Source organism: Spirosoma arcticum (genome assembly GCF_054779955.1).
On the sequence record NZ_BAAGXG010000023.1, the window covers coordinates 70,864 to 83,254 of the forward strand.

General features: G+C 55.3%; 11 protein-coding genes. 2 read left to right on the forward strand and 9 right to left on the reverse strand.

What is annotated here, in order from left to right:
- Window positions 1–36 precede the first annotated feature (36 nt).
- On the forward strand, window positions 37–489 hold the full coding sequence (locus tag ACYVHB_RS29410) for a YybH family protein (protein ID WP_461055523.1): 453 nt from the start codon (window positions 37–39) through the stop codon (window positions 487–489).
- A 132-nt stretch (window positions 490–621) separates the two neighbouring features.
- Complete coding sequence (locus ACYVHB_RS29415) at window positions 622–1,392, forward strand: M48 family metalloprotease (RefSeq protein ID WP_461055525.1); 771 nt, start codon at window positions 622–624, stop codon at window positions 1,390–1,392.
- 23 nt (window positions 1,393–1,415) lie between these two features.
- Here the strand turns inward: ACYVHB_RS29415 and ACYVHB_RS29420 are convergent, their stop codons facing one another.
- The 9 genes from ACYVHB_RS29420 to ACYVHB_RS29460 form a co-directional block, all read right to left on the reverse strand.
- Window positions 1,416–2,741 carry an MFS transporter gene (locus tag ACYVHB_RS29420; protein WP_461055527.1) on the reverse strand — a complete coding sequence of 442 codons (1,326 nt, stop codon included), beginning with the start codon at window positions 2,739–2,741 and terminating at the stop codon, window positions 1,416–1,418.
- An 11-nt stretch (window positions 2,742–2,752) separates the two neighbouring features.
- Window positions 2,753–3,448, reverse strand: a complete 696-nt coding sequence (locus ACYVHB_RS29425; RefSeq protein WP_461055529.1) for a bifunctional 4-hydroxy-2-oxoglutarate aldolase/2-dehydro-3-deoxy-phosphogluconate aldolase — start codon at window positions 3,446–3,448, stop codon at window positions 2,753–2,755.
- Complete coding sequence (locus ACYVHB_RS29430; protein WP_461055531.1) at window positions 3,445–4,500, reverse strand: 2-dehydro-3-deoxygalactonokinase; 1,056 nt, start codon at window positions 4,498–4,500, stop codon at window positions 3,445–3,447. The genes ACYVHB_RS29425 and ACYVHB_RS29430 overlap by 4 nt, the downstream gene beginning before the upstream one ends.
- A complete protein-coding gene (locus ACYVHB_RS29435; RefSeq protein WP_461055532.1) occupies window positions 4,497–6,773 on the reverse strand; it encodes an outer membrane protein assembly factor BamB family protein in 2,277 nt (758 codons plus the stop codon). Before ACYVHB_RS29435 ends, ACYVHB_RS29430 begins: the two co-directional genes overlap by 4 nt.
- Complete coding sequence (locus ACYVHB_RS29440) at window positions 6,770–7,747, reverse strand: hypothetical protein (RefSeq protein WP_461055534.1); 978 nt, start codon at window positions 7,745–7,747, stop codon at window positions 6,770–6,772. Before ACYVHB_RS29440 ends, ACYVHB_RS29435 begins: the two co-directional genes overlap by 4 nt.
- A gap of 229 nt (window positions 7,748–7,976) precedes the next feature.
- Window positions 7,977–9,332, reverse strand: coding sequence for an enolase C-terminal domain-like protein (locus tag ACYVHB_RS29445; RefSeq protein ID WP_461055540.1), 1,356 nt, complete (start codon window positions 9,330–9,332; stop codon window positions 7,977–7,979).
- A 71-nt stretch (window positions 9,333–9,403) separates the two neighbouring features.
- Window positions 9,404–10,648, reverse strand: coding sequence for a mandelate racemase/muconate lactonizing enzyme family protein (locus ACYVHB_RS29450; RefSeq protein WP_461055536.1), 1,245 nt, complete (start codon window positions 10,646–10,648; stop codon window positions 9,404–9,406).
- A gap of 74 nt (window positions 10,649–10,722) precedes the next feature.
- Window positions 10,723–11,391: a LacI family DNA-binding transcriptional regulator gene (locus ACYVHB_RS29455; protein WP_461055537.1), complete on the reverse strand. Its 669-nt coding sequence runs from the start codon at window positions 11,389–11,391 to the stop codon at window positions 10,723–10,725.
- 292 nt (window positions 11,392–11,683) lie between these two features.
- On the reverse strand, window positions 11,684–12,292 hold the full coding sequence (locus ACYVHB_RS29460) for a hypothetical protein (protein ID WP_461055538.1): 609 nt from the start codon (window positions 12,290–12,292) through the stop codon (window positions 11,684–11,686).
- Window positions 12,293–12,391 lie beyond the last annotated feature (99 nt).

A 12,391-nucleotide genomic window follows, 5' to 3' on the forward strand; every position in this document is an offset into this window, starting at 1 on the left:
CACCGGGTTCATTTTTCACTAAACAACATTTACGTTATGAAATCATCCATTTGTGTTTTACTCGTTACCCTGCTGACAACCGCCTGCTCACCGGGCGACGCCGTCAATGTGCAGGACCTGAATCAGCAATTTATCCGGGCGTGGAATAATAAGGATACCGAGAAAATCATCTCGTTCTTAGCCGAGGATGTCCACTTTCTGCAAGGCAATACGCACTTCAAAGGCAAATCGGAAGTGGCTCAGAAATGGGTGCGCGAGACTCTGCCGACGCTGACCGACCTGAAAACAAACGTCGTCAGCTCGTCGGCCGATACCAAAACCGCCTACGAAGCAGGTACGTACTCCGTCGACGTGTTGCCCGATGGCCCGGATCAGCCGAACGGCATTGGCGAGGGCAACTTTATCCTGCTCTGGAAAAAAGGCAACGATGACACTTGGAAGCTTAACTACGCGCAGTTGGAGGGCCTGCCCGTGCAGGTGAAGCAGTAGCAATGAGGAGGCATCCAGCCCGTACGTCTGCATAGTCTCAACTAATCATCCTGCCCTAATGCGCCTTTTGCTGAGATGAAAGGGGGCTACTTTAGTAGTGGACAAGGCGGGTGACTCTAATCGACTTAACTCATGAAACGCTTATTAATCGTCGCTGTTCTGGTGTTCGGGATTCTAAACGTGTTGCTGGCCCAGGGTACTGTCAACCCCAATCTTATGCAGGCCGTACTGGACGGCATTGGTTCGGTTACGTTGTCGGACGCGCAGGTCGTTGCCTATTCCCGGCAGGCCGTGCAGCAAATGGACGCCACCAACCCGGTTGCTAATGCCAGCGATCCGTATTCGCAGCGCCTGAGCCGGATCGTCCGGCGTCACCGCACGGTTGGCGGACTGCCTATCAATTACAAAGTCTATAACGTTTCCGGTGTCAATGCGTTTGCCACGGCGGATGGCAGTGTGCGCGTGTTTAAAGGGCTGATGGACGTGATGACCGACAATGAATTGCTGGCTATTATGGGCCATGAGATTGGCCATGTTATCAACCGGGACACCCGCGACGCCATGAAACGCGGCCTTCAGCGGTCGGCCCTGCGCAACGCGGGAGCTTCGCAGTCAGGTATGGTAGGCAAACTGTCCCGGTCGCAGGTAGCCGGTGCGGCTGATTACATTGCTGGTGCGTCGTTCAGCCGCCAACAGGAGACCGAAGCCGATGATTATGGTTACGGATTTCTGAAACGTAACGGCTACAGTGTTATGGCGCTGGCTACGTCGTTTGAGAAGTTAGCCAAGTTGGGCGGTGGTGGTGGAAATCGGATTACCGCATTCCTCTCCAGCCATCCCGATAGCCGAGCCAGGGCTGAGCGCGTTCGTGCCCGCGCCCGTCGGGATGGACTGGCCCGATAGATAGGTGCTCGTACGCAGCCCCTTCACTTCAACTGATCGACGGTCACGACGTTGGGGGTTCGGGTTAGCAGGTGGATGATCGACCATGCGACTAAGTACGTGCAGCCGCAGATGGTGAACAGCACATTGTAGCCACCAGACAGGTTTCCGACGGCCTTGTAGCTGTCGAGCAGACTGCCGACCAGCATTGGAAAGAAGATGCCGCCCATTGCCCCAGCCATGCCCGCAATACCCGCTGCCGAACTGACCGCCTGCTTCGGAAACAGGTCGGACGCTAAGGTGAATACGTTTGTGGCCCAGGCCTGATGAACGGCTACCGCTAAACTAATCAGGCCAACGGCGACCCAAACGTCGGTGGCGAACTGAGCCAGAATAATGGACAGTTCGAGGACCGCGAACGCCAGCAGAACCGTTTTTCGCGCCCGCAGCGTGGGCCAGCCGCGTTTAATCAACCACGACGACAGATAGCCACCGCCAATGCTGCCCACCGTTGTGGCTCCATAAATCAGCAACAGTTCTACGCTTATCTTTTTAAGGTCCAGCGCAAACGTCGACGCAAAGTAGGAGGGAAGCCAGAACAGAAAAAACCAGTAAATCGGGTCGATCAGCCCTTTGCCGACGATCAGCGCCCACGTTTGTGGCAATGTAAACAGCTTAAACCACCTGATTGGCGTCTTTGCTTCCGGTTCTGCTTCCTGCCCGCTGGTGATGTAGGCGTGTTCCTGCGGGGTTAATCGCTTCTGCTTCGCCGGAACTTCGTAGAAAATCAGCCAAAAAATCAGCCAGACGAACCCCAGTGCGCCAGTAATCCAGAACACTTCCTGCCAGCCGTATCGGCTCAATATTTGCGGAACGATGAGCAGGGCCGCGACCACGCCGATGCTGGTTCCGGCATTGAACAGGCCGGTGGCCAGCGCCCGCTCTTTTTGCGGAAACCACTCAGCCACCGTTTTCACGGCCGCCGGGTAGTTGCCTGCTTCACCCAGACCCAGCCCAACCCGCGCCACGCCGAAGCCAAACGCAGACCGGGCCAGCGCGTGCAGCATTCCGGCCACGCTCCACCAGACGATGGTGACGGAGTAGCCGATTTTGGTGCCGACTTTGTCAATGAACCAGCCGAACCCCAGCAGGCCAATGGCGTATGCGGCCGTAAAGGCAATCACGATCCGGGCGAAATCGGTTTCGGTCCAGCTAAACTCAACTTCCAGAATCGGTTTTAGCAGCCCGATGATCTGGCGGTCGAGGTAGTTGATCGTCGTGGCTGAGAACAACAGGACGACAATGATCCACCGGTAATTCTGCTTTGTTGAAATAGTTGCAGGCTGCGGATTCTTGGACGGAGATACCATGTCGCTGGGGTTTACTGGATGGTCGGTTGGCTCTTGGGAACGGTGGCTAACTGGTCAGCGAACTGCCGGAAGTGCGCCCCTAAGCCCGTCCAGTTTTGCTCGCGGATGAGCGTCTTATCGAAAAGATGACTACCAATCCCCACGCCATATGCTCCCGCCTTCAGATAGTCGGTTAGGTTATTCCGCGTGATGCCCCCCGTTGGTAGCAGCTTTATTTGGCCGAGGGGAGCTTTCAAGTCGCTGACGTAGGCGGGGCCGAGCGACGTAGCCGGGAAAACCTTGACTAATGAAGCGCCCAGCGACCAGGCTTTGTAAATTTCGGATGGGGTAAACGCGCCGGGAAAAATGGGGATTCTCCGTTGGACGCAGGTTTGAATAACCTGCTCATCAATAACCGGCGTGACAATAAACTGCGCACCGGCCGTGAGGGCCTTTTCCAGATCGGCCATCGTACAGACCGTTCCGGCCCCAACATTGAGGCCGTCGGCCAGTCCGCCGTGGTCCGGCATTCCGGTGCGGTGGTGATCGAGGGCGTACCGAATGATGGCTTCGGCATTGGGGGTGTTCATCGTGATTTCAATCGTCGTCAGGCCCGCGTCCCGGTAGAGCGGCAGAATATGCACCATATCATCCATCGACAGATTGCGCACAATGCCGACGATTGGCGCGTTGGCGAATAGCGCCCAAGAAAAGGCATTCGGTCTCATTCCGTCGTCTGTTTTATTAACTGATGCTGGTATAACCGGATCTGACCAACGCTGGCCGCCCGGTCGATGAGGTCGGGCAACACGGTCGTCGTGCGTTCTGATAGCTGGAGTTCGTCAATGGCCAGCTTGTAGAAAACGGCCAGGTTACTCCCGCTACAGAGCACAATGGGCCAGTCCGGTTTATCTACCAGATGCCCGAGTTCCTGGCCAATCAACAGCCCGCTGAGGTAAAGCGCGTTTTGTCGTTTCGTCAATTTGTTGAAAAGCTCGTTCGTCCGAACCGTAAACAGACTGTTCAGAATCGGGCTGGATTTCGACTGCCGGACACCCCGTTTGAAAGCCGCCATTTCACTATCCAAAACCGGAATCAGGTTGCTGATGTCGACAGAATCGGCGAGGATGCTTTGATTGGCCAGCAGGTGGAATAACTCACCGGTCATGAACGTGTCAAAATGAACTAACTGGTCATGCTCAATAGCCATGTGTTTGGCGTGCGTACCCGGAAAGATGAAAATGGCCTTTCGGGTTTGTTCATTCGCCTGGTCAAGCAGCGTTAGCAAGCCAATCAGTTGGGTCTCTTCCCCGCGCATAACGTCCTGCTGACTGCTGACTCCGGAAACCAACTTGATTTCCCAGGGAAAATCAGGCTGGGCATCGAAGTGCCGGATGCTGGCCTGACTGCCGTCGGCGGCAAACGGCAGTGTCGCGTAGGCAACGTCGGCCATGCCAATGGACGACGACGCCATGCCCGAAATAACGACTGGAATTCCGTCCAAACTGTGCGCCACTTGCCCGGCCAACCGGTCGATATGCGCTTTCAACTGCCGACGGAAGAACTGCTCACGGGGAATGCCGTTGGGCTCACCGTCTGCTTTCCAGTCAGTAAACATACGGGCAATGCCATGTTGGGACTGTATTTCGCCCACGCACTGATAGCTGTCAAGGGTCATCAGGCGCAATCGAAACGACGAAGTCCCCCAATCGCAGCATAGTAAAGAATGCGCCATCAGGTTATCAGTGGCTAAGCAGGAGTCAATTACGCTGGTCCTCATTTAGTGCGTGATTGGTCGGGAAGGGCAAACGCGACGTAGGAACCACCCGATTTGAGGCCGTAGCGCGTACCTCCGGCGGCAATGACGACGTACTGTCGGCCATTGACCATGTAGGTGATGGGTGTGGCGAAGCCCCCGGCGGGCAATTTGTGTTCCCAGACGATTTTGCCCGTTTTGCGGTCGAACGCGCGGAGTTTTTCGTCGTAGGTAGCCGCAATGAACAGCAGCCCGCCCGCCGTCACGACCGGCCCGCCGTGGTTCTCCGTACCGGTTGGGGGTATGCCTCTCTTCACTAATTCGGGATACTCCCCCAGCGGCACCTGCCAGACGTATTCGCCCGTGTTGAGGTCGATGGCGTTGAGCGTTCCCCAGGGCGGCTTCACGGCGGGGTAGTTGTCCTGATCCCGGAATTGCGTGTTGCCGTTGTTCAAATATGGCGGTATGTACGGAAAGTCACTGCCCTCCGGCGTCTTCGTTGCGACGACCGAATTATGACTGTCGACCGGCGTGGAAGCCGTTATGGCGGACTTTGTTCCCCGGTTCATCAGAAAATTGATAATGGCTTCGCGGTCTGCTTTGGCAATGTGGCTAAACGAAGGCATTCGTCCCCGGCCACTGATCAGCAGGCTGTGAATCTGCTCCTTGTCTAATCGCTTACCAACATCAGTCAGGTCGGGGTAGGCCTGAGCCACCGGTTGATTGCCGCTTCCTTTGCCATCCATACCATGACAGACTGAGCAGTTGGTGTCGAAGAGCCAGGCTCCCCGCGTCAGGGCACCACCAGATTGCGTTCGGTTGCCGCGCATCTTCAGCCACCAAAGCATGTTGTTGGAATTTACGTAAAAAATACCATCAGGATCAGCGGCTGTACCGCCCCACTCAGCTCCGCCCCCCATGCCGAAAATCAGCGATCCTTTTTCACTGGGTGGCCCGTGTTTACCACCCTGATAACTGTTCCTGAACCGCTCCAGGACGTAGGCCCGCGTGTTGGGTGTGCGGTTGGTAATGGTGGCTTCGGTTAGTTCCTGCAAGGCGAACGGAGCGGGTTTGTCGGGTACGGGCTGCGTGGGCCACGGGTGTTCGCCGGGTAGGGCCGGTGACGTAGGCACGGGCACCTCGCGGACGGGAAACAGGGGTTTGCCGGTATCCCGATTAAATACGAACACGTAGCCGTCTTTGGTTGCCTGCGCCACCGCATCCCTTCGCCGGGGTCGGCCATCCGGGCCGTTGTGCGTTACCGTCAGCAGATTGGGCGGGCAGGGCAGATCGCGGTCCCAGAGATCGTGGTGGACGGTTTGGAAGTGCCAGATGCGTTTGCCGGTTTGAGCGTTTAGGGCAATGACGCAGTTCGCAAACAGGTTCTGGCCTTCGCGGGCACCGCCGTAAAAATCAGCCGAAGGCGACCCCGTTCCCGCGTAAACGACACCCCGTTTTTCGTCGACGACCATACCCGCCCAGCAGTTGGCACCACCTAATTTTTTGTAGGCGTCCTTTGACCAGGTTTCGTAGCCGTATTCGCCCGGCAGCGGAATGGTATGAAACACCCAGGCCAGTTTGCCCGTGCGCACGTTAAACGCCCGAATGTAGCCGGGCAGCGCATCGCCCCCTTCCGAAACGCTGGAACCGATTATCAGCAAGTCTCTGTGAATGACGCCGGGCGTCGTGGCGCGGACAGAAAAGGTAGCCACGTCATGGCCGAGCGTTTCTTTATTACCTAAACCTTCGTGCAGATCGACTTCGCCGTTTTCGCCGAAACTCCGTGTTGGCTTGCCAGTCAGGGCGTTGATGGCGTAGAGAGAGGACCCAACGGAGTACAGAATCCGTTTGTCCGTCGCTGCGGTGCGGTCGCCGTCTTCCCAATACACGACGCCCCGAAGCGGGTGAAAGCGGGGTTTCTGATCTGGGTCAGCAAACGGATCGAACGTCCATAATTGCCTGCCCGTGGCGGCATTGACCGCGAACAGTTTCATTTGGGGCGTAGTGCCGTACAAGACGCCCTTCACCACAATCGGCTGGCACTGAATATCCACACCCCGCGTGGTCGAATCATTATTTTCACCCGTATCGAAGGTCCAGGCCGGTTGCAGGTTTTTAACGTTCTGCGTATTAATCTGCGTCAGGGGTGAGAAGCGATTACCCGCCGGGTTCCCGCCATACGCAGGCCAGTCCGCGTTGACCGGCTGCTCGTGGTACGACTTCGTTTCCGGGGTCAAACGAACCCTGCTTAGCGGAACTAACACGCAAAAAATTAACAGGCTACAAACCAGTTTCATTTGATTGGTTTTTGATAAAATTCGTACCGTATTGTCCGGTTTACTGTTTGCCCGGGAGCGGCCCGTAACCGGATGTACGGCTCGGGGCAGGACGTTGTCGAGCAGGCCCAGAACACGAGTTTCTCCAGCGGCTGGTCGGCCGTTGTCCGCACACCGGCCCCCGTTCGGCGGTTTTCGATTCGGACATCATAGTCGCGGGCGGTGGGACCGAAGCCCTGCAAACCCGCGCTGAACACCTGCTCCTTCTTTTCCAATTCTCGTGAGTACACCAAACTGCTGTCTTGTGCGAGTATGACGCTTCCAAAGCCCCGTCCCTCGCCCGTCACCGCAAATGGGAACCGAACGACCATCTGCGGACCCGTGGGCTGCTTGTCGATTACCCAAAAATTATGGTTGTACACGCTCGTTTCAATGATTTTTTGGCCTGTATTGGTCAGGCTATGCTCCAGAACAAGTTCCGATTTCCCCTTGCTCAATCGAACCGTTTTCGTGTATCGGTAGCCGTAACCCGTTGCGTCGGTCAGTTCGTGCCGGAAGTTAGCCTGGTCTTTATCGGCTTTCACCGTCCATTTACCATGATCCACCACGTCATACGACCGGGCAAACGAGTACACTTTCTCGTCGGGTTTGCGCAGGACACCCACGCCGATTTTCACGAACGTGTCATCCGGCTTCGCGTCGGCAAAACCCAGCGCCGTAAACTCTTCTACGGGTCCGTTGATGGCGTCGTGCGTTTTCGGATTGTAGTCGTCAAACCATTCATCTACGTAGCGGTGCCCATTGTGCGTCAGGCTTTTGAACGCACCCGACCAGTCGAACCGGGTACCCTGATAGTAGCCCCGCTGCTCGTCGGGCAGGTACAGGGTCGCCTGCACAAGCCCGTTGGTGATTGTGGCCTGCGGAGGTTCGGCAGGGGGAGCGATACTGGCGCACAGACACAGTAATAGCCAGACAACTATGATGGTCTTTTCCAAATCAGCAATTTTTTAGACAATACCGATTCTATTTCCTCTCACGTCAGCGGCCGACCGTCCCCGGCCCCTCGCCCCATGGGAGAGGGGCCGGGGGGAAACCATTACCAATCCACCACCGAGCCATCTAAGGCGTTTTAGCTTTCCGGATTTTTATAGTTGGCTGGCGCGTAAGCAGTTCTTGCGCCAGCCAACTATAAACCTCAAACCCTCAAACCACAAACCGTTAAAATTACGGCCGGATAATCGTCCCATCCATCTTCCGCACCTGCCAGTTCGATTTGGTGCCGATGGGGTATTTGGCGGCTTCTTTTTCGTTGATGTCCACCCCCAGCCCCGGCACCTCATTGACCGACATGTAGCCCTTGTTCATGGTCGGACAGCCGGTGAACACGTCCTTCATCTTGTCGGAAAACTGCACGGCTTCCTGAATGCCAAAGTTCCAAACGGCGAGGTCAATGTGGGCGTGGGCCGCGTGACCCACCGGCGACACGTCGCCCGGTCCGTGCCAGGCGGTGCGGATGTTGAACCACTCGCCCAGCCGCGCTACTTTCATGGCCGGGGTGATGCCACCAATCTGCGAGACGTGAATGCGGATGAAGTCGAACCACTGATTGACCATCGGCTCCTTGAACTCGTTGATGTTGTTGAACAACTCTCCCATCGCAATCGGCACCGACGTGGCCTGCCGAAGATTGGCAAACCACTTCATGTTTTCGGGCGAGAACGGGTCTTCGACAAAGAACGGGCGGTACTCTTCCACCTGCTTAATCATGTTGATGGCGTCGATGGGCTGCACCCGCTCGTGGATGTCGTGGAGCAGTTCGATTTCATCGCCACACTGTTTCCTGACGATCTCGAACATCTTCGGTACGGATTTCAGGTACAGCCGCTCGTTCATGTAGTTGTCCGTGGTACCCCCAAAGCCAGCCGTTTTAAAATCGGGCTGGTCGGCTGTGCTGCCCACGGCTCCGTAACCGCCCTGCTGAATGCGGATGTATTTGAAGCCATCAGCCATGAGCTTCGTCACGCTGTCGGCAGCGGCTTCGGGCGTAGTACCGCCCGCGTGGGTGTAGCAGGGAATCGCAAACCGGGCTTTGCCACCCAGCAACTGATAGACCGGCATCCCGGCCCGTTTGCCCTTAATGTCCCACAAGGCTTCATCCAGACCACTGAGCGCGTTGTTCAGCACGGGTCCATTGCGCCAGTACGAACTGACGTAGGCCGCCTGCCACATATCCTCAATATTGTCCACGTCTTTACCCACGCAGAAGTCGTTGAGGTAGCTATTAACGGCGGTTACGACGGACATGGCCCGCTGGGTAAACGTCGCGCAGCCTAAGCCGTACAAGCCCGGCTCAGTCGTTTCAACCTTCACCACGATCAGGTTGGACCCCTGCGGAGCGGTAGCAATGGCCCGCACACTTTTGATTTTGACGGGAGCCAGCCCCCTGGCATAAGCGGGTGTACCGGCCTGTTCGCGGGCTTCGGCGGTAGAGATGCCCCCGAAGAGACCAAGTACCCCGGCGGATGAACCAAAGCCGAGCATTTTCAATGTATCGCGACGGTTGAAGTCAGGTTTATTCATCATTGGAAATGGAAAAGGTTTGAATGGATGCTGGTGATTCCCTCACGGCAGCGGCCGCTGCCGTGAGGGAATCACCAGTTATGAATTGACCCGTCCGGGGCTTTTAGAATCGGGTGCGGGAACTTCGTATTCGTCGTCACTTCCAGTACGAACTGGGCTTTTTTAGGATCGAATTTGACGCCCAGACCCGGTTCGGGATTGAGGTATAGTTTGCCGTTTTTGAAGTTGACTAAATCCTCGTTGAAGTAAGCGGGCCGTTCGGGTTCGCCCCCGCCCAACTCCATCAGGCACCGGTTGGGACTGCTTGATCCCAGCACGTGCACCAGCGTGGCCGTCGACAGCGGACCCGTGAAGTGCGGAATCATGCCGACGTAGTGCGTTTCACACATGGCGGCAATTTTTCTAAATTCTGAAATGCCGCCGGTGTTGGGCACCGTCACGCGGGCGTAGTCGATGAGGTGCTGCTCAATGAGGGCGTTAGTGTCCCAGCGGTCGCCGAACTGCTCACCCACGGCAATAGGGACGGTGGTCAGCGCACGTACTGTTTTGTACACTTCCTGATTCTCTGACCGCACAATATCTTCAATGAAGTACGGTTCCGTATTTTCCAGTGCTCTACAGATTTTCAGCCCTTCGGTCGTGTCGAAGCGGGTGTGCAGATCGACGGCCCACTTGCCACCCCCGCCGACGGCCGCGTCGATTCGCTTGCAGAAATCAATCGTTTTCTTCGCATTGTCGTAGAAGTCGAACGGATCGGGACCGTTGCCGCCCGTTGGTCCGATTCGGTACGCCCGCAAACCGGCTTCAATGCAGTCTCTGGCCCGCTCTTCTTCCGTTTTCGCTTTGGAAGCCCGGAAGCCGGTAGCGTAACATTCGACGTAGTCGCGAGTCGCCCCGCCAAGCAGTTCGTAAACCGGTACGCCGAGCGCTTTGCCCTTAATATCCCATAGCGCCATGTCTAAAGCACCCTGCGCGTGGAGTTTTTCGCGGCCCGGCGGGTAGAACATGCCCCGGTAGAGGTTCTGCCAGATGTGCTCGATGCGGAACGGATTTTCGCCGATCATCATCTGGGCCAACTGCTCAATCATGTCCTTCGAACCGCCCTCGCCAATACCGATGATGCCGCCGTCGGTTTCGATCTCGACAATACCCCGTGCCTGGTTGAAAAGCGGCTTGGTGTAGCCCGGTGCTGCGTAATACCGGATTTTAGTAATTTTTAGCCTGGGTACGGCGGCCTCCGAATGGAGCAGGGGCAACCCGGCCATAACGGCGGTCGAGCCGAGCACCGCCGATTGGAGAAAACGTCTTCGTTGCATAAATTACGTTCAGGGTTAGGAAGAGAAACAGTTCGCTTAACCGGTTAAGCGAACAGGCAAAAAATAATGTTTCATCATAAAAGCGTTCCTATCTTCCAGGTCGCCGGGGCGGAAGAACTTCGGGTAAGCAATTTGGCTTCCATCAAAATCTGTCTTGCTTTGGTCGCCGGGTTGTTCAATCTGCCCCCAAAGGTTAAGTAACCGCCCTGAATCAGGTGCGAACCCGCTTCGTAGACGGCTTTGTAATTATTCAGCGCAACGAAATTTGTTTGTATTTGGGGAAAATAGCGGTCCAGCAGAACAAACGACACGTTCCGGCTCTTCAGGTAGTGAATCTGTTCTTCCGTATTTTCCGACGGGACGATGATAAGGCCGTCGACCTGTCGGTTCAGCAGCACGTTGATCAGGTCATACGATTTGCCCGCGTCTTCGTCCGAACTGCCAACGATAACTGTGTAGCCGTTCTTCTTGGCTTCATCTTCAACAATTCGGGCAATGTTAGCGAAGAACGGGTTCGATATATCGGCAGTAATCAGCCCAATCGTCTGGGTTCGGCCACTGCGCAGGCTTTGGGCTAGGTAGTTCGGCCGGTAGTTCAGGGTACTGGCGATCTGCCTGATTTTTCCGGCCATTTCCTGCCCCACCCGAAACTCTTTCTCCTTGCCATTGAGCACGTAAGACACCAGCGCCGTTGAAACCCCCGCTTCCTGCGCAATGTCCTTGATCGACACTTTCTTGCTCATGGGTAGTCGGGAAGTAGCCGGTAAAGTGCACTAAACTGGCAACGCTGAGCAGATGCATGGGCTGTTCAGTGTACGCTTAATCGTTTCAGTAATTTTATAAGTAGTAGAATTTTATTATTTACTATAATTATCTGGACATATTTTATAGGGATAAGGGCAGATCATCCCCAACTGAGTACGTTACGCACGTTCCCAATTGTGAGTTGGTTAGCAGACTCAGCGAGTACGTTCGGCGAAATTGAGAAAGCCGCTTCAATTGAAGCGGCTTCGACGTATTCATTGCTTAACCTGCTCAAGGTTTGGTAAACATCTGTTTATTATTGATGAATGCATTATTGACTTCGCCGGGCGTAAAATCAAACAGGGCCGACCAGATAAAATCTTTATAAACCCGCCCTCTGCCTTGCAGTTGCAACGATTGCTTGCCGTTGCTTCCCCCGTGCGAAGGGCGAATTGGATCAGAAACCATGTCCTTGGCAGGTCCGTTACCAGCGGTGAACTTTCCTTCGTAACTAATCAATTGAACAACCTTACCGGCCCCGTCAACGACCGCAATGCCGTCGCGGGGGCCTCGCTGAAGCGTATTACCCGGAAATCGGAAGGCGAGCGTGCCAAACCCGTTTTGCTGATTGGGAATGATCCCGGAGATCGGTTTCATTGTGTAAAATTTAGCGGCTGCCGAATTCTCACCATCATACATCACTAAACTCCAGTTTTTCAGGTTGGTGCCCGCCGGACCAGCAATCTCGATTAATGATTCAACGCTTTGTTCGACTCTGCCTTCAACCAGAATTGTGCTGTCATAAATCAGTTCGTTGATAAAGACGGATTGCGCCTGGGCGATGGGTGCACCCAGCAGCAGCAATGCAGCGGGAATTAGTTTGTGTAGTGCCTGATTCATTCAGTAAGTAATCAAGCAGAATTAAGTTTGATATTAGTTTGAGTATTTTTCATGATGAGTTTTGTGAAATTGATGGTGTACGTTGAACCATACTCTTTA